Genomic DNA, 21,294 nt, shown 5'->3' with positions numbered 1-21,294 from the left:
CCGTCCGCCGGATCGGCCGGCGGGCGGCATCGTCAGGCCTCAATATTCCCTTTCGAAGAAGATGCCTCCGGCGGCCGAGCCGTCGCCGGCCGCTTCTCCCTTCAGCTTCACGCCGCGGCCGATGTCGAGGTTGATGACCGCCTTGCTGGAAGCGGAGTCCGATCCTTGTTGCAATTCGAGATAGGTGCGGTCGTTGAGATATTTGCCGGCGCGGACCTGGGCGCCGCCGCTCTCGTCGGTCGTGATGTCGAGATCGTCGACGCCGAGCTTGTTGCGCAGGCCGTCGAGCAGCGACGTCGATCCGCCGCCGGCAAGCTGGCCCACGGCCGAGGCGAGCTGCGCGATCTGGAAGGCGGAGAGATTGTTCAGCGACCGGTTGAAGATTAGCTGCGCCAGGATCTCGTCCTGCGGCAGGGCCGGCGACGAGGAGAAGGTCACCGTCGGGTTGTTGGCCGGGCCTGCAACGTTGACCGTGATCGTCGTCGATCCGGCGCTCGAGGTCGCGTCGAGATCGAGCGTCGGGATGAGGTCGCCGCCGAAGCCGATGTGACCGTCGGTGAAGGTCAGGCGCTTGCCGAGGATCTCCAGGCGCCCGCGACGCATGTCGAATCCACCGGAAACGATCGGCTGGACGGCGGTGCCGCGGATGGTCAGATCGCCGCCGAGTTCGGCATCGATGCCGCGACCGCGTACGAAGAACTGGCCCGGGGAACTGACGGCGAGGTCGAAGGCGATCGCGCCGCTTGCCTCGGCGCCGGCGGACGTATCCCGGCGCAGATCTTTCGTCATCCGCTGCACGCGTGCCGGGGCGTTGCGGTGCTTGATGTCGATCTGCGAGAGCGAGGCCGGCAGCTTCTCCGGTATGGTGATCGCGGCCCTGCGGATCGTCAGCCTTCCGCCAAGCACGGGCGTCGAGACGAGCGGCCCGTTGAGCGTCAGGTCGCCCGCAAGGTTGGCGGTGAACAGCGTGCCGTCCACATAGGTCGCATCGTTGAGCCGGATTCTGAGATCCGCCGGGAAGCCGGAATCGGGAACGATGCCCACGGTGCCGCTCGCCTCGATCGATCCGCCGCTTGCCAGATTGGCCGAGAGCCGAGAGATCGTCGCCTGCCTGCCGTCCAGTGCGACATTGGCGGTGAGGTCGTTGAGGGCGAGATTGCGGCGAACGTCCACGAGCCGGGCGCCGGCGGTCGAGACCGTGCCGGCGATCTGCGGCGCCTTGGCCGGGCCGGAGAGCGAAAGGTCGACCTTGGCCGATCCGGTCAGGGTGAAGCCCTGTTGTGCCATGATATTGGCGAGCAGCGCGAAAGGTACGTCGCCGGCGAATTTCATCGAGATCGGCATGTCGCCGCCAAGCTCGACATTGCCGCCGCCCCGGAAGGAAAGGTCTCCGGGGGCGGAGACCGTGGCATCGACGGTGACCCTGTTGTCGGCGAAGCGCCCCTTTGCAGCAATCGCCAGCGACGATACGCCGGCGCCGCGCGCCGCTGCGACCGAGGCGTTGCTCCATCTGAGGTCGTAGACGACCACCGGAGCCGCCGCAGTTCCGTCCACGTCCACCGTCCCGGCGATCGTGCCTTCCGCCCCGAGGGTCGGGGCGAAGGTGTTGATCAGTGCGGCAGGCAGCTCGTTGAGTCTTGCCGAAATATCGAGCGTCGGTCCGGCAGAGCCGGCGACGGTGATCGTTCCCTTCGAAGCCTCGATGGTCAGGGCATCGAGGAGCACCGTGCCGTTCTCGATCGCGACGACGGTCGGGCGTGCAAGCTTCAGCGGTATCCGCTTGGGCGTTGCCGCGAAAGAGGCGAGGCGGACCTCGGTGCGCCCGCCGCTTGCGACCATGTCGCCTTTGGCCGAAAGAGGGCCGCCGTCATATCTGCCGTCGACGGTGAAGCCGGTTCTGCCGCCCTGCTGATCGAAGGTCAGATTGAAGCCGGTGACACGGTTTTGACCCTGAGCGACGTTTTCCGCCTTGACGCTTCCCCGGATCGCGAGTGCCGCCACATCGGCGATGCTGATATCGGCGACCGGCTTTGTGATCGTCAGATCGCCGCGCTTGATTCCGCTGCCGTTCGCTTTCAGCGAAAGGGAGGTCACACCGCCCGCCGTTTTGATCGCTGCCGAGCCGGAGAGGTCTCCCGAGACCTTCTCGCCGGCCATGGCGGCAAGAAGGCCGAGATCGGGCAGATTGAAGTCGATGGTGCCCTCGGGCTTGAAGTCTGCCGTCAGATCGATCGCACCCGTCAATCTGTTGTCGCCGACCTTCGCCTCCAGGGTCGGGATCGAGGTGCGGCCGTCCTTCGAGACCACCTCGGCCTTCACGTCGATCGCCTGGCCGTCCAGAGCTCCCGTCGCCGTCAGCTTCGCCTGCGGACTGCCGGGTTTCGCCGTCGCATCGGCGGTGATCACGAAGTCCGAAAGCGTGCGTCCGGCGAGGACCGCGCCGCTGGAGGTCACTTCAGCCTTGACGCCGAGCGCGTCGAGCGGCCCGGACAGGTCGGCGCTGAAGGCCGCCTTGCCTTCTGCCTCGGCGAGCAGCTTGCCGAGATCCGGTAATGCGCCCTCTATCTTGGCCGTCAACGCGCCCTCGGCAAGGGCGGCCGAACCGGTTGCGTTGACCGTCCCGGATTTGACTTCGAGTGCGCTCAGTTCGACGGCGCCGCCGGCCCCTGTCTCGACCTTGCCGGAGACGGTGATCGGCGCATCGAATTTTGCGCCGATGCCGGGCGGCAGCGCGGCGGGTTCGGCAACGAACTGGAAATTCGCCTCGGCCGTGTCGCCGGCGCGGTCGAGGCTAGCCGTCACATCGCCGCGAAAGCCGGCGCGTTCGATGACCAAGGGGTCGAGGCGGATGGTGTCGTCAGCGACGGTCACGGTTCCCTTCGCCGACAGGTCTTCCGCCGTTATGCCGGCCGACCGCACGGAGGCGATCGAGGCGCCGCTCCAGGTGAGATCGTAGCGGACGACCGGTGCCGCGCCATTCCCGGCAATGTCCACCTTGCCCGCAATCGTGCCCTCGGCCCCGAGCGTCGGCGCGACGGTGTGGATCAAGGTGGCTGGCAGCTCGCTGATATCCGCCGAAATATCAAGCGTCTCGCCTGCCGTACCGGTGACGGCGACCGTACCCGTCGATGCCTGGATCGTCAGCCCATCGATATGCACGCCGCCGTTCTCGATGGCGATGACGGTCGGCCGGGCAAGCTGCAAGGGGATGCGCTTGGCTGTCGCCGAGGCCGATGCAAGGCTTATCTCTGTCCGGCCGTCACGGCTCGCCAGATCGCCGGTCGCTGCGAGCGGAGAGCCCTCATATTCGGCACCGACCGAGAAGCCGGTTCTTTCCGCCTGTTGCTCGAAGGCGATATCGATGTCCGTCAGGCGGTTTTCGCCTTGGACGACGCTTTCGGCCCTGACACCGCCCTTGATCGCCAGGCTGGCAAGATCGGCGACGTTGACGTCGACCACGGGCTTGGCAATGGTCAATGCGTCCCGCCTGATGCTTTCGCCGCGGGCCGTCAGCGCGAGCGACGTGACGCCGTCGGCGGTCCGGATTGTCGCGGAGCCGGCAAGGTCGCCCGATGCCTGCTGCCCGGCCATGGCGGCAAGGAGGCCGAGATCGGGCAGGTTGAAGTCGATCGTCCCGTTCGGCTTGAAGTCGGCTGTAAGCTCCATCGCACCGGTCAGCCGGTTTTCGCCGATCTTTGCCTCGAGGGCGGGGATCGAGGTGCGGCCATCCCGGGTGACGACGTCGGCGCGGACGTCGATCGCCTGGCCGTCGAGGGTACCGGTTGCCGTCAGCTTCGCTTCGGGGCTCCCCGGCGTCACGGTAGCGTCGGCATTGACGACGAGATCGTCCAGTGTGCGGCCAGCGAGCGTCGCTCCGCTTGAGGTTATCTCTGCTTCGATGCCGAGCTTGTTCAGAGGGCCTGAGGCGACCGCGTGGAAGGCGGCCGAGCCCTTCGCATCGGCGAGCAGCCGTCCGAGATCGGCCAGCGTCCCCTGGATGTCCGCAGTCAATGTGCTTCCGGCAAGCGCAACGGAGCCGGAGGCGTCGACCGCACCGGACTTTATGTCGAGTTCGCTCAACCGGACGCTGCCGTCCTGTTCCACGACCGCATTGCCCGCAAGAGCGATGGTCCTGTCGAACTTGTCGGCGAGCCCCGGCGGCAGAACCTCTCTGACGGCAAAGGCCTTGAATGCCGCCTCGAGCGTCGTTTCTACGCGATCGAAGCTGCCGGTGACGGTGCCGCCGATGCTCGCGCTTTCGATTTCCAGCGGGTCGAAACGGATGTCTTCCGGAGTAACGGCGATGGTGCCGTCGAGCTTCAGGGGCGCCTGCACCGCCCGATCGAGATCGGCATTTGCAAAGCGGCTCTCGGCGATTTCTACGGTCGTCTTCAGGGGACCGGACCGGGTCGCCAGATTGAAGGCGTCGCTCTGTGCCGACAGCCGGATGCCGCCCAATCGTCCCTGCGGCAGGTTCACGGACGGCACATTGGCGGCGATGTCGAGGATTGCCGACTGCCCGTCGCCGATCAGCGACAGGTTTGCGGTGTCGACGAGCGCCTGCAACTCGCCGTCTTTCAGCGGCCAGCGGAAATCGAAAGGTCCGCTCGTACCGGCGAGCCTTGCCTGGAGGTTGTTCTCGCCGCGGCTGTCGACCGTGCCGGAGACATCGAGCGTCATGGCGCCGGTCGAAATCTTGCCTGCATCGATCCGGACCTTGCTCGTGCCGTCGAAGGCGGCCCTCAGGTCGATCCTGCTCTCCCCTTCGAAGAGCGGCCTGAACGCCGGTGGCGTCAGCGTGGCGAAAGCGCCGCCGCCGGATACGGTAAGCATGTGCATTCCGTCGGCCGCGAGCACGTGCTGCCCGTCGAGCCGAAGGATCTCGCTTCCGTCGAGCGTAACCATACCCGAGCCCGCCCAATCGGAAAGCGGTCCCTGTCCGGTCACGGTCATGTTGACGGCAGGTTCTCCCGGCAGGCGGAGCAGCCTCGCCAGAAGGCCGCCCTTCGGCTCCGCGAGCTCGGCTTCAAGCTTCAGCTGGTTGCCGGCCGGGTTGAAGACGAGATCGGCTGTCGCGCGCGCATCAGGGCGGTCCCGTTCGGCGGCATCGAGCTCGAGAGCGATGCTGGAATTCGTCGCGTAGAGCTTGCCCTTGGCCGTCAGGAAATGATCTTCGCCGGCGATCTGTTTGCCGAGCACGATTTCCTTGAGGTCGAAGGCATCGATCTTCACGTCCACCGGAAGGGCAAATGTCGAGCGCACTTCCTGGGTCTCGGTCGAGGGGACAGGCAATCGTTCGACGCGGACCGTGCCGGCCGAAATCCTGCTAGCGTCGAAGCGAAGCGAGAATAGTTCTGCGGGCGACCAGTCCACCGAAAGGTCGCGGACCTCCGCATAAATGCCTTCGCCATCGAAGAGCGTAATGGTGCCGGCCGTGAAGTCGCCGGTCAGAAGCGCGCCCGGGTCGGCGATGCGTACGATCTGGTCGGGGGTTGCCGCATATTTCTCGATCGCCCAGGCGACGACGCGGGCGCCGGGCACCGTGAAGCCCAGAAAGCCGACGAGCAGGAGGAGCACGACCACGAGCGTGCCGAGGGCGGCGAAGAAGTACCGCAGCGCAGATCGAAGGAAAAAGGTGACCTGATTCATGTCCTATCCATAGTCCATGTTGCGCCGCTCTGGAATCGGTAGAGTGCCGGCACATCGCCCGGCAGGCGGGACTTCGCTCATCTTACCACGGTGTCGCGCGCATGCAGCAAATAGTCCGGGCATTAGAAGGACTGGCCGATACCGGCATAGATTCCGTAAGTGGTGCCCCCCGGATATTTGTTGAGCGGCACGGCGAAGTCGAGCCGGATCGGGCCGAAGGGCGTCGCATAGCGCAGACCGATGCCCGCGCCGGCCCGGATGTCGGAGAAATTGGGCGCCGTGTTTTCCGAAACGGTGCCGGCGTCGATGAACGGCACGATGCCGATCGTATCGGTGACGGCGATGCGGGCTTCGAGGGAGCCGCTCACATAGGAGCGTCCGCCGGTCAGTTCGTCATCGGCGTCGCGGGGGCTGATCTCCTGATAGGAATAGCCGCGCACCGAGCCGCCACCGCCGAGGAAAAACCGCCGGGTCGCGGGAATATCGGAGAGTTCGTCGCCACCGACGAGCACGCCGGCGCCGAGCTTGCCGGCCAGCACGAAGCGCTTTTCCGTTCCAAACGCGTAATAGCCGGACGCGGAAGCTTCGAAGGAGCTGAAAAAGGTCTTTCCTTCGATTTCGTAGCTCGGTTTGGCATTGATCAGCGCCCGGTAGCCCTCCGTCGGGTTCAGCTTGTCGTCGCGTGCGTCGCGGACATATTCGAACGGGAGGGCGGCGGTGATATAGGAATTAGAACCGAAAGCGTCGTCGACATCCGCCCAGCCCACTTCCGCGCCGACGGAGAACGTGTCTTCGGGCGAAAGCTCGAAAGCGGCGCCAGCCGCAGCGGTAACCGTTTTGGCACTATAGGCGTCCGGATCGACGATCGCGGCCTTGACGCTTGCGGTAAAGGTCGATGCCGGTCCGAAGGCGCCGGGTTTCGCAAAGAGAATGCCGGCCGAATAATCGAGCCCGGCGACATCGGTGGTCTCGCCGAGGCGGTCGACCGAGCCTTCGATTCGAAGCGATTCTGCGCGTCCGAAGAGATTGCGGTGTCCCCAATAGCCCTGAAGGCCAAGGCCGTCCGTGGTCGAGACCTGTCCGCCGAAACCGAAATAGCGGTGCTTGCCTTCGGATACCTGAATGTTCATCGGGATCGTGCCGTCGGGCGCGAGCCCGTCGGCTTCGTTGATGGTGACGCTGGAAAAGACGTTCAACTGCCGCAGCCGCTCGGCGGCCTTGCGAATATTCTCCGGCGAATATGGGCGGCCGTGGTTCAGGCGGGAATAATCCTTGACGAATTCCGGATCGACCGTTCTGGCGCCGCTGACGGTCAGGTTGCCGACGGGCGCGACCGGCCCGCCATCGGCACGGATCGTTACATCGACCGTGGAAGTCGCGTGATCGGCAACGACGCTGCGCTCGGCGAGCTTTGCCAGCGGCCTGCTCTGTTCCTTGAGATCGTTCACGATCTGCTCGCCCGCCTTGATAATCAAGGTCGAGTCGGCGCGGGCGCCACGCTTGAGGTCGTAGGCGGCTGGGTCGAGCCGCGCGGCGTCTCCCTCGAGCCTGACCGAGCCCAGCGTGAATGCCGGCCCGGGAGCAACGCGAACCACGACCGGTACGGGCTGGCCGTCGGGGAAAGACGGGTCCGGGGGGAGGCTGTCGATGTCCTGGCCGTTGACCAGAATGCTGACCGTGCCGCCGTAACGCGCCTTTTCGTAGAGGACGGCGAGGAGCCGATCGCGGTCGTCGCGCGCCTTGATCGCCAGGCCAAGATCGCCCGAGACCGGTTCCTCCTGATCCTGAACGAGCCGCGAGCCGTTTTCCAGCGCCTCCCGGAGCTCCTCGTCATCCGTTCCCGGCTCGAAAGTCAGCGTATAGCGAACCGGGTCTATGACCTGAACTTCTTCTTCCGCGCTTTCGAAGAAGCGCATGCCGAAGATCTTGAACGCGTGGGCCTGCTCGACGGAAACCGGGCCGAGCACGGCCGATGCCACGATTGCGAGCGCGGTCGCTGTCTTCCAGTGCGCAATACTCGATCGTGGTGGAGACATTCCTCTCCGCATCCCGTTTCAGGCGACTCTGTACCAACTGCCTGCATACGCGGCGTCGGCCAAGCTAGCAGGACATAGTTTTCCATCTGTTAACGATGACCGCTCGCCGCATCCACCCCGAAGCGGCGATTCGAAGACGATTTTTTGGCAGAAAGGACTCGTCTGTGGTGCTTCAGGCACAACGGAAATGCTTTTAAGCGGCAAGCGGCTTCTGCCACGAAGCAGGCCGGTCGACGCTCAGCTTAAGTAGGAAGCGAGGGCGTCATTTTGCCAAAGCGCGCGAGAGGAAATCTCGGCAGAGGGAGACGACCTCGGACAGGTTGGTCTCCAGCAACCAGTGGCCGCCGTCGATGAGATGCAGTTCGGCATCCGGCAGGTCGCGGAGATAGGCTCGGGCGGAGGCCTCGGGCATGTAGCCGTCCTGCGGACCCCAGACGATCAGCGTCGGCGGTCGATGTTCGCGCAGGTAACTCTGGTAGCGATCGAACCAGGCGAGATTTTCCCGCAGCGCCGCGATTACGTCTATGGCGATCTCACGCCGCCTGGCCGTTGTCATGGACCAATGGAGCTTCCACAGGTCGGGAGAAATCCGCTCGGCAAGCTCGGGCCGGACGTCGTTGAGGTACTCGTCGCGGTATCCTTCCTCGCTTACGGCTTCGCCGAGTTTGGCCCGGCCCTCCGGCGTGGGATTGCGGAAATACTCCTGCAACGGTGCGTATTTAGGTCCGAGCTCATCCTCGTAGATGTCGCCGTTTTGAATGATCAGTGCGGAAATGCGCTCCGGCCGGCGAATGGCCAGCCGAAGGCCGATCTGAGAGCCGAAGTCATGTAGATAAAGTGCGAAGCGATCGAGGCCCAGCGCCGAATGAAGGCTTCGAGAAAATCTGCGAAGCCGTCGAAGCCGTAGGCGAAGTCGTCCGGCGTGTCGCTGTATCCGGATCCGGGGAAATCCGGAGCGACAAGCCTCCACCGGTCGGCCAGCAGCGGCATGAAATTGCGAAACTCGTAGGATGAGCACGGGTAGCCGTGGGGAAGGAGCACGATCGGCGCGTCCGGCGGTCCTGCCTCGCGGTAGAAGACCCGGATGCCGTCCAGATCGAGGAAGCGGTGTTTCACGGAGCCTGGAGAATTGATCATAGGAGCACCTCGCATGCGCTGACCAGTGCCGAACAATGAGCGCATGCGATGGTTCCATGCCTGTCGGCAGGCGGCTCCGCAGCTTCTTTTCAAGTGGATGCTAATTTAGATAGGCGATCACGTCAGGGTGCTATAGAATCGCCCTGGACCGCTTGAACCCGGGAGTCCGGAAGAAGGTGCTCCCGCCAAACGTTTGTTGGCAAACCGATGGAACAGAGACTAGCTGCAGTGCTGGCAGCCGATATGGCTGGCTATAGCCGCCTGATGGAGGCCGATGAAGCCGGTACGATCGCCCGCCTCAGGACACATCGGATTGAACTGATCGATCCGGCCATTGCGAAGAACAAGGGCCACCTCATCAAGACCACGGGCGACGGCATGCTGGTCGAATTCCAGAGCGTGACCGACGCGGTAAAATGCGCCGTCGAGATCCAGAGCCGCATGAAGCGGCGCAATGCCGACGTGGCGCAGGATCGGCGAATCGAATTCAGGATCGGCATAAATCTCGGCGACATCATCTTCGAGGAGGACGACATCTTCGGCGACGGCGTGAACATCGCCGCTCGTATCGAGCAGCTGGCCGATGTGGGCGGCATCTGCGTGACGGCTGCGGTGGCGACGCAAGTCGCCGACCGGATCGATGTCCCCATCGAGGATCTGGGCGAAAAGATGCTTAAGAACATCAGCCGCCCGATTCATCTCTTCCGAGTCGGGATCGAGGGGCCTGTCCTGCCATCCTTCCCGGAGGCCACGGATGCGCCGCGCTCCGTTTCCAAACCTTCGATCGTGGTGCTGCCGTTCGACAATATGAGCGGCGATCCCGACCAGGAGTTTTTCGCAGACGGCCTGACGGAGGACATCATCACCGAGTTGTCCCGCCGGCACGAGCTGTTCGTCATCTCGCGCAACTCCAGCTTCGTCTACAAGAACCAGCCGGTAAACGTGCGCGAGGCGGCCGAGAAGCTCGGAGCGCAATATCTGGTGGAGGGCAGCGTCCGCAAGATCGGCGACCGGGTGCGCGTGACGGTCCAGCTCATCGACGCGGTCAACGACGCTCATATCTGGGCCGACAAATACGACCGGAGACTGGACGACATCTTCGCCATCCAGGACGAGGTGACGGCGGCGATAGCGGCAACGCTCCCGGGGCGCGTCGAGGCCGCGCAGCGGGACCTGCTCGCCCGCACGAAGCCGGCCAATATGGCCGCCTACGAATGTGCCCTTGCCGCCAAGGTGCTGCATCACCGGAGCACGGTTGCGGATAACGAGCAGGCCCGGGCCCTCATCGACAGGGCTGTCGCGCTCGATCCCGACTATGCGCATGCCCATGCCTGGCGGGCCTGCATCCTCGGGCAAGCCTGGGTCCACGGCTGGTGCGAAGACAAGGATGCGGTCTGGGCCGAGATCGTTGCGGAGCTGGACCGGGCGCTGGCGCTCGACGACAACGACGCCGACGTGCATCGCATCCTCGCGGCTGTAAACGTGAACAACAATGCGCTGACGACGGCGCGCTACCATCAGGAGCGGGCCCTTTCCCTCAATCCCAATTACGACCTGGTTGTGGTTCAGCAGGGCGAACTGCTGACCTGGCTGGGGCGACCGGAAGAGGGCGTCGAGTGGATCCGCAAGGCCATGCAGCTCAATCCTCATCATCCGGAACGCTTCTGGAGCCACCTCGGCAAGGCTCATTTCGCCGCCCGGCAGTATGGAGAGGCGGTCGAGGCCTTCATGCACCTTTCGGTGATGGACCACGTCCAGCATGCATTCGTCGCGGCCTGCTACGGCTGGCTCGGGGATGACATTGCGGCTCACGCCCATATGGAGAAGGTCCGGGCGCTCGCCCCGGACTTCGACCTCGACGCGTTTCTCGCCACGCAGCATTACGTCCAGGAATCGGACCTGCAACACCTCAGTGAAGGGCTTGTCAAAGCGGGGGTGAAGGGCGGATCGGCGGCGGCGAACGGGATCGCAGCGCAATAGCGCACCTTCGGTAACATTCCGGCGGACATGAAGGGCCCCGGATCGTTCCGGGGCCGTCGATCCGGCCGTTGCGGCACTCAGCAGCGGTCGATGTAGCGGCGGCCGTAGCGGTCGCGGTAGTAGCACTGGCCCGGCTGGTCGGTGACGTGGCCGATCACGGCGCCGGATACGCCGCCGATCGCCGCGCCGACAGCCGCGCCGCGGACGTCACCGGTGACCGCGCCCCCGATGATTGCCCCCGATACGGCGCCGATACCGGCACCCTTTTCGGTTTGCGTGCAGCTCGCGACCGACAGGGCGACCAACACAAGCGCGATGGCTTTCTTCATGATGTCCTCTCCGATTTCGACGGATTCAGCGTCCGCCTCGTCCGTCCTATAGTGATGGGAGGGTGCGAACCGCGGCCCTCCACTTGAACTTGCATTCGGAACATAACCCGCCGCCGAGGAAAATGCACGGATACGGCGAGATCGTTCTTATGCCACATAATGCGATCTTTCCTGAACGGAACATGAAGGCGCTGTTGCCGGGGTTACATGCGCGCTCGCATTTTTTTGCCCCTTGTGGCGCGAAACGGTTGCGGCAGCCCGAAAAAAAGACAAATGTTACAACGTCGCCACGCGGGCTCGGGAGGAGTGGACCGCTGGCGGAAGGGCAATCGATATCGGTCGGCGCGTACTTCGAGTCGCGTGAACGCATCTCACCCGATTTGAAGCCGCGCTCGACTCTGGACCGACCCGGAGGAGCGAAATGGCGAAAATAACGATGACGGTCAACGGCCGCCAGGTAAGTGGTACCTGCGACGACCGAACGCTGCTGGTGCACTTTATCCGCGAAAATCTCGGCCTGACCGGGACGCATGTCGGCTGCGACACGACGCAGTGCGGCGCTTGCGTCATTCACATGGACGGGCAATCGGTGAAAAGCTGTTCCATCCTTGCCGCCCAGGCGGCCGGCTCGACGATCACGACGATCGAGGGCCTGGCGTCGAACGGCGAGCTTCACCCGGTTCAGGCGGCTTTCAAGACGTATCACGGACTGCAATGCGGCTTCTGCACGCCGGGAATGGTCATGACCGCCGTCGACATGATCCGTCGACATGGCGGCAATCTTGACGAGGCGACGGTACGCGCCGAGCTGGAAGGCAACATCTGTCGCTGCACCGGCTATCACAACATCGTCCAGGCGATCCTGGCCGCCGCGGCCGGGGCGGGCGGCGTTCGCCAGGCGGCAGAATGAGGAAACCCAAAGGGAGCGCGATGCCAGGCAAGCATCGCACGTGATTTTCGTCATTCCGCTCGAGCGGAAATTCGTTGCAGGACTTCGGGAGGAGATAGGCAATGGGCGTTGAAGGCATCGGCGCGCGGGTGGCGCGCAAGGAAGACAAGCGCTTTCTGACCGGCAAGGGGCGTTATACGGACGACATGGTCGTGCCCGGCATGAAGTATGCGGTTTTCGTGCGCAGCCCGCATGCGCATGCGACCATCAGGAGCATCGACGCGACGGCGGCCAAGGCGATGCCGGGCGTTATCGACGTGCTCGACGGCAAGCAACTGCTGGCGGATGGGATCGGCAATCTCATCTGCGGTTGGATGATCCACTCGAAGGACGGCTCACCGATGCGCATGGGCGCATGGCGGCCGCTTGCCCACGAGACCGTGCGCTATGTCGGCGACGCGGTGGCGATCGTCGTCGCCGACAGTGTTGCGCAAGCCCGCGACGCGGCGGAAGCGGTGGTCGTGGATTACGAAACCCTGCCGGTCGTCACCGATACGCTCCAGGCTCTGGGCGAGGGCGAGCCGCAGATCCATCCGGAAGCGCCGGGCAATCTGATCTTTGATTGGGAGCTTGGCGACGCGGGCGCGACCGACCAGGCGATCGCTGCTGCGGCGCATGTCACGGAACTGAAGATCATCAACAACCGCCTATCGCCGAATGCGATGGAGCCGCGCGCGACGCTCGGTATCTATGATGCCGGCGACGACCATTTCACCTGCTATACCACCAGCCAGAACCCGCATCTTGCCCGGCTGGTGATGAGCGCCTTCTACAATGTCGCGCCGGAGAACAAGCTCCGGGTGATCGCTCCGGACGTCGGCGGTGGCTTCGGCTCCAAGATTTTCATCTATCCGGAAGAGATCGTCTGTCTGTGGGCCTCGAAGCGTACCGGCGTGCCGGTGAAATGGACCGCGGACCGCACCGAGGCCTTCCTGACGGACGCGCACGGCCGCGACCATGTGTCGACGGTGAAGATGGCATTCGACAGCAGCAATCGGATCACCGCGCTGAAGGTCGACACCATCGCCAACCTCGGCGCGTATATGTCTCTCTTCTCCTCCTGCGTGCCGACCTATCTCTATGCGACGCTCCTCTCCGGGCAGTATGCGATCCCGGCGATCCATGCCAATGTCCGCACCGTCTATACCAATACGGCGCCGGTCGACGCCTATCGCGGCGCCGGGCGGCCGGAGGCCACATACCTGCTGGAGCGCACGATCGAGACGGCCGCGCGCGAGCTCGGCGTTTCCCCTGCGGAACTCAGGCGCATCAACTTCATCCGCACCTTCCCCCATCAGACGCCGGTGATCATGAACTACGATGCGGGCGATTACGAAGCGTCGCTCAAGGGGGCGATGGAGGCGGCCGATTGGGACGGCTTCGCCGCGCGCAAGGCGGAAGCCGAGCGGCGGGGAATGAAGCGCGGCATCGGCATGAGCTGCTATATCGAAGCCTGCGGACTGGCGCCTTCCGCCGCCGTCGGCTCGCTCGGCGCCGGCGTCGGCCTGTGGGAATCGGCCGAAGTCAGGGTCAACGCGGTCGGCACCATCGAGGTGATGACCGGCTCGCACAGCCACGGCCAGGGACACGAAACGACCTTCGCCCAGGTGGTTGCGGAGCGTTTCGGCGTACCGATCGACAGCGTCAATATCGTCCATGGCGATACCGACAAGGTGCAGATGGGCATGGGAACCTATGGTTCCCGCTCCGGTGCCGTCGGAATGTCGGCCGTCTTCAAGGCGCTCGACAAGGTCGAGGCCAAGGCAAAAAGGATTGCGGCCCATCTGATGGAGGCGGACGAGAGCGACATCGTCATCGAGGACGGCGCGCTCAAGGTGGCCGGCACCGACAGGTCGGTCCCCTGGTCGCAGGTGGCGCTTGCTTCCTATACCGCGCATAACCTGCCGCCCGGCATGGAGCCGGGCCTCAAGGAGGGTGCCTTCTACGATCCCAGCAACTTCACCTTCCCGGCGGGTTGCTATATCTGCGAAGTGGAAGTGGATCCGGAAACCGGCCAGACGAAGATCGTGCAGTTCGTCGCGGCGGACGATTTCGGAAATATCATCAATCCGCTGATCGTCGAGGGCCAGGTGCATGGCGGGCTGGCGCAGGGCATAGGCCAGGCGCTGCTCGAAGGGGTGCATTACGACCAGAGCGGGCAGCTGCTGACGGCGAGCTACATGGACTACGCCATGCCGCGCGCCGACGACCTGCCTTCGTTCACGGTGACGACCTCGAACACGCCCTGCCCGAGCAACCCGCTCGGCGTCAAGGGCTGCGGCGAGGCGGGGGCGATCGGCTCGCCGCCGGCGCTGATCAACGCCATCACGGACGCGATCGGCACCAACGAGCTCACCATGCCGGCGACCTCGCAAAAGGTCTGGGCCGCGGTGCATAGCGCGCATTGATCGGGAGGACTTGAGATGTATGAGACCAACTATCATCGGGCCTCCTCGGTCGAAGAGGCAGCGAAGCTGATGGGGACCGCCGCGGAGGGAAAATATCTCTCCGGCGGCATGACGCTCATCCCGACGATGAAGCAGCGGCTCGCCGCCCCGAGCGACCTTGTCGATCTCAGGCACATTGCCGAGATGAAGGGTATCACCGTCGACGGCCGGTCGGTCAGGATCGGCGCGGCGACGACGCATGAGGAGGTCGCGACCTCCGCCGCGCTCGCCGCGGTCTGTCCGGCCATTTGCGGGCTTGCCAGCCACATAGGTGATCCGCATGTCCGCCACATGGGTACGATCGGCGGCTCCATCGCCAACAACGATCCGGCGGCGGACTATCCGGCCGCGATGCTGGCGCTCGATGCGGTGATCGTCACCGACAGGCGCGAGGTCAAGGCCGAAGACTTCTTCACCGGTCTCTTCGAAACGGCGCTCGAAGACGGTGAGATCGTGACCGCCGTCCGCTTCGAAGCGCCGGCGAAGGCGGCCTATCGGAAGTTCCCCAATCCGGCATCGCGCTATGCGATGACCGGCGTCTTCGTCGTCCGTCGTGACGATGGCGCAGTGCGCGTTGGCGTGACCGGAGCCGGGTCGGACGGCGTCTTCCGCCATCCGGACCTCGAGGCGGCGCTTGCCGCCAACTGGTCGCCGGGTGCCGTCGACAATGTGAAGGTGGACGATTCGAACCTGCTTTCCGATATTCATGCAAGCGCCGCCTATCGCGCCAATCTCGTCAAGGTGATGACGAAACGCGCCGTGGCGGCCGCCTGACGGACCAACTTTGGTATCGAAAAAGGGCGGCAGCGGCCGTCCTTTTTCCGCAATTGCTTGACTTCGATCGATGTTCGGGAGAATGAAGTTTTGCTAGCCATTTTGGAATGGTTCAAAACTGGACTCTCGGACTCCGTGTCGAGGTCGGGTCTGATTACCGCGGAAAGGTTTGAAAATGTGTCGTCATTTTCCATCGCCTTTCCCGCTTGCCAGGCACGACACGCGCCGCGCAGAATAACCGGGGTCTGGGGGCCGAGAGGCCTTTTGCCGCAGCCCGCGCGTCGGAGCCTGTCCGGGGTTGACCACTGATCGCTTTGTAGGAAGAAAGGCGACAGGGCACTGGAGATGATGATGGATTTCGAGAGTTTCTTCAAAAACGAGCTGGACGGGCTGCATCAGGAAGGCCGTTACCGGGTTTTCGCCGATCTAGCCCGCCATCGCGGCAGCTTCCCCAAGGCGACGCGCTACACGGCCGATGGCGCCCAGGAAGTGACCGTATGGTGCTCGAACGACTATCTCGGCATGGGCCAGTGTCCCATCGTCACCGAGGCGATGAAGAACGCGATCGATGAATGCGGTGCCGGCGCCGGCGGCACCCGCAACATCTCCGGCACCAACCATTACCATGTGCTGCTCGAGCGCGAACTCGCCGACCTGCACGGCAAGGAATCGGCTCTTCTGTTCACCTCCGGTTACGTTTCGAACTGGGCCGCGCTCGGGACGCTCTGTTCCAAAATTCCCAGCGTTATCGTCTTTTCAGATGCCGGCAACCACGCTTCGATGATCGAGGGCATCCGCCATTCGAAATGCGAGCGGGTCATCTTCAAGCACAATTCGGTAGCGGACCTCGAGGCCAAGCTTGCAGCCGCCGACCCGCGCGCGCCTAAAATCATCGCCTTCGAATCCGTCTATTCGATGGATGGCGACATCGCGCCGATCGAGGAGTTCTGCGATCTCGCCGACAAATACGGCGCGATGACCTATCTGGACGAAGTTCATGCGGTCGGCATGTACGGCCCGCGCGGCGGCGGCATTGCCGAGCGCGAGGGGCTGATGCACCGGTTGACGGTCATCGAAGGCACGCTCGGCAAGGCCTTCGGCGTCATGGGCGGCTACATCACCGGATCGGCGGCGCTCTGCGACTTCATCCGCTCCTTCGCTTCCGGTTTCATCTTTACGACGGCGCTGCCGCCGGCGCTCGCCGCCGGCGCGCTCGCCTCCATTCGCCACCTGAAGGAAAGCCAGGTCGAACGCTTCGCGCATCAGGAGCGCGTGCGCCGGCTTCGTTCGCTGCTCGACCAGCGCGGTATTCCGCATATGGTCAATCCGAGCCATATCGTGCCGGTCATCGTCGGCGACGCCGCCAAGTGCAAGTGGATCTCCGACCTGCTGCTCGACAATTTCGGCATCTACGTCCAGCCGATCAATTACCCGACCGTGCCGAAGAAGACCGAGCGCCTGCGCATCACGCCGACCCCCCTGCATTCTGACGCCGATATCGACCATCTGGTCGGCGCGCTGCATTCGCTCTGGTCGCGCTGTGCGCTGGCGAGGGCCGTGGCGTAAGCTCCGGCGAGCTCTGGCGGGGAGAGGGACTTCCTCGCCCGAACCTCTGTTTCGTAGCAGCGCTCGTGTGGTGCAAGGCGCTGCCACTTGTCCCCTTCGCCCCGCCTACGGGCCAGCAGGCTGGATGAGGGCGGATTCACCCGCAACAACTCTCTACCGGATCATCTCGGCAGCCGCCCGCCGCGCTTTTTCATCCGCGGCAAAGACGTCGTCCATGTTCGCCGCAGCCGGCAGGCCGGCAAGCGCGTCCATCACTCTCTCGACGATTTCCGCCATGGTCAGGAAGCCGACGTGGCCTTTGATGAACGCCTCGAGTGCAGTCTCCTTGGCGCCGTTCAGCACGGCACCCTGGACGCCGCCTTCCTCCATGGCGCGGCGCGCGAGCCTCAGCGCCGGGAAGCGGACTTCGTCCGGGGCTTCGAAATCGAGCCGGGCGAGCCTGGCGAAGTCCAGGCGCTCGACCGGCAGACTGCAGCGCTCGGGGTAGGAAAGCGCATAGCCGATGGCCGTGCGCATGTCGGGGCAGCCGAGCTGGGCGAGGACGGACCCGTCCGTATAGCCGACCATCGAGTGGATCACGGATTGCGGGTGGACGATCACCTCGATCTGGTCCGGCCTCAGGCGGAAGAGGTGGCGCGCCTCGATCATCTCGAGCGCCTTGTTGAACATGGAGGCGCTGTCGATCGAGATCTTGAGGCCCATCGACCAGTTCGGATGGGCGCGGGCCGTATCCGCCGTCACATGCCGCATTTCGTCGAGGGTGCTGGTGCGGAACGGACCGCCGGAGGCGGTAAGCACGATGCGCTCGACGGCATGGCGCTGGTCGTTCTCCAGCACCTGGAAGATCGCATTGTGCTCGCTGTCGACCGGCAGCAGCCGTCCGCCGCCCGCGCTGACGGCTTCGATGAAAAGGCTGCCGGCGGAAACGAGGCATTCCTTGTTGGCGAGTGCGATGTCGGCGCCGCGGCGGGCGGCGGCAAGTGTCGGACCAAGACCGGCATTGCCGACGATCGCCGCCATAACCCAGCCGGCGTCCCGTTCGGCCGCCTCGATCAGGCCGCTGCGCCCGGCGGCAACGTCGATACCGCTGCCGCTCAACGCCTCCCTGAGTTCGCCGTAGCGATGCTCGTCGGCGGTGACTGCGAGCTCCGCGCCGACGCGGCGGGCCTGCTCCGCAAGCAACGGGATGTTGCCGTTGCCGGTCAGCGCGGCGACGGCGAATCGATCGCGCCCGCCGAGCCGTTCGACTACGTCGAGCGTATTGGTCCCGATCGATCCGGTGGAACCCAGTATCGTCAGACGGCGCTTGAAATCATCGCCGGATGCCATGCCAAAATCCCGTATTCTTCTCGTTCTAATGATTTTACTAGGCTCTACAGCCGAATACTGCCGGCAACAAGGGTGAAGTCATCGCCCTTCTCCAAGAGGCAGTGCTCGGGTAAGAATCGATGACACCGTCGAACGATGATTTGTCTGAGGAGTTTTCGATGCTGCAAGCCCTGACCGCCGCATCTTGCGCCTGCGTGCTGATCGAGCTTGCCTCCGTGCAGACGGTGGCCGCTGAAAAGGTGCCGGAGGCGCTCGTCGGCTCGTGGCTGGCCGAGGACATAGGCGGCCGGGGCGTGATCGACGATCTTCAGACGACGCTCGAGATTCGTGAGGACGGCACCTATGGCGGCATGGCCGGCTGCAATCATTTCACCGGGACGTTCGGCCTCTCCGGCGCGACGATCACCTTCGGGCCGGCTGCCGCCACCCGCAAGATGTGCGTACCGGCTGTCATGGACCAGGAGCGGAAGTTCTTCGAAGCGCTGAAGACGGAGCTTGCCTGGCGAATAGAGGGATCCAAGCTCTTTCTCGGCGGGCGAAACGAGAAGAGTGTGCTGCAGCTAACCTCGATGCAGTCGCGGAACGGCAACCACGCAGAACTGACGATCGAAATTCCCGACGCCGGCGCAGTCGACCGGCGGACGGTTCGCTATGCCTGCGGCGACAAGACGATCGAGGCCGAATACATCGACGCCGGGTCCGCGTCGCTCGCGACCTTCACTATCGAGGGCACGTTCATCGTGGCATCGAACGTGATTTCCGGATCGGGCGCCAGATATGCCGGCGGCCGGTATGTCTGGTGGACGAAGGGTGGCGAGGCGACGCTTTTCGATAGGATGAAGGGCGAGGAGGACCCGGGGATAGCGTGCAAGGAAGTAGAATAGCGGGGCCGCTCGACACAGGCCGACGGGTTTGTACGTCCGAACTATGCTGCATTGGCTCGACATCGATTACCGCACGCTATTTCGCTTGGGAGATGGAGGCCGGATAGAAGGCGAGAACGATCCGGAGGGATCGCCCCGGCAACGGCGACGGCCTTCAGGGGGCAGGGCTTCGGAGCAGCCGCTACCACCGGCTGGTCGGGCTTGCCTGAACTGCGCTCTCGTACCCTGTTCTACAGCACGGATCGAGAAAATCACGCATCGCGGCGCGTTGCCGCCCGCCTCGGCCTTCGGCTTCGAGGAGCAAGCTTGAGGGTTGGGTAGAGCCTTTCTCCGAATCGCGGAAACTCTCTAACCCTTTGTCTTCCGCAATGCCGGGGCGGAAAACCGCTCGGCACGGGGCATCATGCGGAACTCACGCGCTGCTGTTTGTGTCGCTACCTTCGTCCAATTCATGGAATTGGATAAAGCCATATTGCTCCAGCCACTCGCGAAGGATGAGACGGATTATTTCGTCCCGGGTCATCTGGAGTTCTTCGCAGGCCAGAGCGAGGGCCAACTCAACGTCATCCGCGAAGATCATCGCTTCACCTGCATAGTACAACCACGAGATCGAAGGGTCTCACAGCACAGGTTGCAGTCAAGGATTACGGAGCGTGCTCAATGGGATACGCCAAAATGGGCTAAGACTATTGTCCATTTCATATCGGACTTAAGTCTCAAAAGAATGCACCGCGCGTCGGATACGCGCGGTGCTCGAACTTACATCCGCTTCGATCAGGCGAAGAGAAAATCGGCGCTGCTGAAGTGCGAGGCAGCGAGGGTATTCGTCGGATCGTCGACATGGATCGACAGCGCATTGCCTGTCGAATCGTAGCCTTTCAACATCACGTCTCCGCTGGCGTCATTATACGCAAAAATCGTACCGGCCGTGCCGGAGCTCGAATATTGCTTGATTCCGAGGTTCTCCAGGACAAGCAGATCGGTGCCGTCCTGAAAGTCCATCACGGAGTCCCGTCCGACGAGCGAACCCGCGCCCTTGAAGACGAAGCGGTCGGCATCGGCGCCACCCCACAGGATGTCGCTTCCCGCGTCGCCAAGCAGGGTATCTCTGCCCGCGTCGCCGCGAAGCGTGTCGTTTCCGTCTCCGGCAATGACAAGGTCGTTGCCGAGGCCGCCAGCAAGCACGTCGGCGCCAGCTTCGCCCGTCAGGATATCGTCTCCGGCATCCCCGAATGCCCGATCGTTGCCGGCGCCTGCGGCAATCCGATCGTTACCGTTACCGCCGTGGGCTTCGTCGATGCCGCCCTCGGAGTCGAGTACGTCATTCCCATCACCGCCATCGAGATAGTTGTTCCCGTCGCCGCCATCGACGATGTCGTCGCCGATGCCGCCATAGACCCGATCGTTTCCGGATTGGCCCTTCAGGGCGTCGTTGCCCTCTTCGCCGTAGATCGTATCGTTGCCGGCACCACCACTGACCGCCTGCTGCGTCAGCTTGCCCGTCGCGGGATCAATGCGGTTGTTGAAGCCGTCGTTTCCAGAGCCGGCATAGATGATGTCGTCTCCCGCTCCGCCGTCGATGTATTCCTCGCCGGCGCCCCCATAGATCCGGTCGTTGCCGGCGTCTCCGAGGATATGGTCATGGCCATCGCCGCCGTTGATGATGTCATTGCCGTCTTCGCCGGAAAAGATATCGTTGCCGAGCCCGCCGATCAGCGTGTCGGCGCCGGCGCCGCCGTCGAAGCTGTCATTGCCGTCGCCGCCTTCCGCGTAGTCATCGCCCGCTCCGGCCTTGAAAAAGTCGTTGCCAAGCCCACCATAGAGCAAGTCGTTGCCAAGCCCGCCGTCGAGATAGTCGTCACCGGCATTACCCCAAATGGAATCACTGCCATCATAGCCGCGGATCGTGTCCGCAAGATTCGTACCCATGAGCTTGTTGGCGACGTTGGTTCCATTGATGTTCATTCGTTTACTCCCTGCTGTTCTGACGGCAGGGGTGGTGAAGTTCGAATGAGGCGTAACGGTGACACGCCTTACGCCGGAATTGCGCGCGTGGAACAAGCTGTTGTTTACTCGAAAGGAAAAGGGCGGCAGTTGTGTGGATAACGTTTTTTCCCGCCTCCTCGGAGAGCTTTCAGCTACCGGGAAGTTCGGGAGCAAGCGCAAGCCCTGTCCCTTTAACGAGTGCCGAAAGGCTTGGCCGATTGCGGATTA

The 21,294-nt window shown here is 63.7% G+C and carries 12 protein-coding genes and 1 pseudogene; 6 read left to right on the top strand and 7 right to left on the bottom strand.

What is annotated here, in order from left to right; translation table 11 throughout:
- Window positions 1-39: 39 nt before the first annotated feature.
- The 3 genes and pseudogenes from CN933_RS15330 to CN933_RS15320 all read right to left on the bottom strand — a co-directional run bounded on the left by CN933_RS15330 (window position 40) and on the right by CN933_RS15320 (window position 8,822).
- Entirely contained in the window at window positions 40-5,649 is a 5,610-nt protein-coding gene (locus CN933_RS15330; RefSeq protein ID WP_102761816.1) for a translocation/assembly module TamB domain-containing protein, read from the bottom strand.
- A 122-nt stretch (window positions 5,650-5,771) separates the two neighbouring features.
- The gene (locus CN933_RS15325) at window positions 5,772-7,685 is read right to left on the bottom strand and encodes an autotransporter assembly complex protein TamA (RefSeq protein WP_018097243.1); all 1,914 of its coding nucleotides are present in this window, start codon (window positions 7,683-7,685) and stop codon (window positions 5,772-5,774) included.
- A 262-nt stretch (window positions 7,686-7,947) separates the two neighbouring features.
- A pseudogene (locus CN933_RS15320) lies at window positions 7,948-8,822 on the bottom strand (alpha/beta fold hydrolase).
- Between the two features lie 207 nt (window positions 8,823-9,029).
- On the opposite strand from CN933_RS15320, the gene CN933_RS15315 reads away from it, so the two are divergent.
- Window positions 9,030-10,802 carry an adenylate/guanylate cyclase domain-containing protein gene (locus tag CN933_RS15315; protein ID WP_018097242.1) on the top strand — a complete coding sequence of 591 codons (1,773 nt, stop codon included), beginning with the start codon at window positions 9,030-9,032 and terminating at the stop codon, window positions 10,800-10,802.
- Between the two features lie 77 nt (window positions 10,803-10,879).
- Here CN933_RS15315 and CN933_RS15310 read toward each other — a convergent pair whose 3' ends face one another.
- Entirely contained in the window at window positions 10,880-11,131 is a 252-nt protein-coding gene (locus CN933_RS15310) for a YMGG-like glycine zipper-containing protein (RefSeq protein WP_003528572.1), read from the bottom strand.
- 421 nt (window positions 11,132-11,552) lie between these two features.
- Here CN933_RS15310 and CN933_RS15305 point away from each other — a divergent pair, with 421 nt between their 5' ends.
- The 4 genes from CN933_RS15305 (at window position 11,553) to hemA (ending at window position 16,867) form a co-directional block, all read left to right on the top strand.
- Window positions 11,553-12,041: a (2Fe-2S)-binding protein gene (locus CN933_RS15305; RefSeq protein ID WP_018097241.1), complete on the top strand. Its 489-nt coding sequence runs from the start codon at window positions 11,553-11,555 to the stop codon at window positions 12,039-12,041.
- A 101-nt stretch (window positions 12,042-12,142) separates the two neighbouring features.
- Window positions 12,143-14,488 carry a xanthine dehydrogenase family protein molybdopterin-binding subunit gene (locus CN933_RS15300; protein WP_018097240.1) on the top strand — a complete coding sequence of 782 codons (2,346 nt, stop codon included), beginning with the start codon at window positions 12,143-12,145 and terminating at the stop codon, window positions 14,486-14,488.
- 15 nt (window positions 14,489-14,503) lie between these two features.
- Entirely contained in the window at window positions 14,504-15,301 is a 798-nt protein-coding gene (locus CN933_RS15295; protein ID WP_018097239.1) for an FAD binding domain-containing protein, read from the top strand.
- A 351-nt stretch (window positions 15,302-15,652) separates the two neighbouring features.
- Window positions 15,653-16,867 carry a 5-aminolevulinate synthase gene (hemA, locus tag CN933_RS15290; RefSeq protein ID WP_026168834.1) on the top strand — a complete coding sequence of 405 codons (1,215 nt, stop codon included), beginning with the start codon at window positions 15,653-15,655 and terminating at the stop codon, window positions 16,865-16,867.
- Window positions 16,868-17,020: 153 nt separating this feature from the next.
- Here the strand turns inward: hemA and dxr are convergent, their stop codons facing one another.
- The gene (gene dxr / locus CN933_RS15285) at window positions 17,021-18,196 is read right to left on the bottom strand and encodes a 1-deoxy-D-xylulose-5-phosphate reductoisomerase (RefSeq protein WP_018097237.1); all 1,176 of its coding nucleotides are present in this window, start codon (window positions 18,194-18,196) and stop codon (window positions 17,021-17,023) included.
- A gap of 158 nt (window positions 18,197-18,354) precedes the next feature.
- Here dxr and CN933_RS15280 point away from each other — a divergent pair, with 158 nt between their 5' ends.
- Window positions 18,355-19,080 carry an META domain-containing protein gene (locus tag CN933_RS15280; RefSeq protein ID WP_018097236.1) on the top strand — a complete coding sequence of 242 codons (726 nt, stop codon included), beginning with the start codon at window positions 18,355-18,357 and terminating at the stop codon, window positions 19,078-19,080.
- A 412-nt stretch (window positions 19,081-19,492) separates the two neighbouring features.
- Here the strand turns inward: CN933_RS15280 and CN933_RS15270 are convergent, their stop codons facing one another.
- Both CN933_RS15270 and CN933_RS15265 read right to left on the bottom strand, forming a co-directional pair.
- Window positions 19,493-19,660, bottom strand: coding sequence for a hypothetical protein (locus CN933_RS15270; protein WP_018097235.1), 168 nt, complete (start codon window positions 19,658-19,660; stop codon window positions 19,493-19,495).
- A 194-nt stretch (window positions 19,661-19,854) separates the two neighbouring features.
- Window positions 19,855-21,045, bottom strand: coding sequence for a calcium-binding protein (locus tag CN933_RS15265; RefSeq protein WP_102761815.1), 1,191 nt, complete (start codon window positions 21,043-21,045; stop codon window positions 19,855-19,857).
- Between the last annotated feature and the right edge of the window lie 249 nt (window positions 21,046-21,294).

It is taken from the genome of Sinorhizobium sp. M4_45, from assembly GCF_002885915.1.
In the GTDB taxonomy this organism is placed as follows: domain Bacteria; phylum Pseudomonadota; class Alphaproteobacteria; order Rhizobiales; family Rhizobiaceae; genus Sinorhizobium; species Sinorhizobium meliloti_A.
This window is presented reverse-complemented; position numbering and strand designations above follow the sequence as displayed.

What these genes read in the sequence shown, in the direction of transcription:
- CN933_RS15270 (WP_018097235.1), bottom strand. Translation starts at nt 19,660, where the DNA reads ATGATCTTCGCGGATGACGTTGAGTTGGCCCTCGCTCTGGCCTGCGAA.
- hemA (WP_026168834.1), top strand. Translation starts at nt 15,653, where the DNA reads ATGGATTTCGAGAGTTTCTTCAAAAACGAGCTGGACGGGCTGCATCAG.
- CN933_RS15330 (WP_102761816.1), bottom strand. Translation starts at nt 5,649, where the DNA reads ATGAATCAGGTCACCTTTTTCCTTCGATCTGCGCTGCGGTACTTCTTC.
- CN933_RS15325 (WP_018097243.1), bottom strand. Translation starts at nt 7,685, where the DNA reads ATGTCTCCACCACGATCGAGTATTGCGCACTGGAAGACAGCGACCGCG.
- CN933_RS15280 (WP_018097236.1), top strand. Translation starts at nt 18,355, where the DNA reads ATGCTGCAAGCCCTGACCGCCGCATCTTGCGCCTGCGTGCTGATCGAG.
- CN933_RS15305 (WP_018097241.1), top strand. Translation starts at nt 11,553, where the DNA reads ATGGCGAAAATAACGATGACGGTCAACGGCCGCCAGGTAAGTGGTACC.
- CN933_RS15300 (WP_018097240.1), top strand. Translation starts at nt 12,143, where the DNA reads ATGGGCGTTGAAGGCATCGGCGCGCGGGTGGCGCGCAAGGAAGACAAG.
- CN933_RS15315 (WP_018097242.1), top strand. Translation starts at nt 9,030, where the DNA reads ATGGAACAGAGACTAGCTGCAGTGCTGGCAGCCGATATGGCTGGCTAT.
- CN933_RS15295 (WP_018097239.1), top strand. Translation starts at nt 14,504, where the DNA reads ATGTATGAGACCAACTATCATCGGGCCTCCTCGGTCGAAGAGGCAGCG.
- CN933_RS15310 (WP_003528572.1), bottom strand. Translation starts at nt 11,131, where the DNA reads ATGAAGAAAGCCATCGCGCTTGTGTTGGTCGCCCTGTCGGTCGCGAGC.
- CN933_RS15265 (WP_102761815.1), bottom strand. Translation starts at nt 21,045, where the DNA reads ATGAACATCAATGGAACCAACGTCGCCAACAAGCTCATGGGTACGAAT.
- dxr (WP_018097237.1), bottom strand. Translation starts at nt 18,196, where the DNA reads ATGGCATCCGGCGATGATTTCAAGCGCCGTCTGACGATACTGGGTTCC.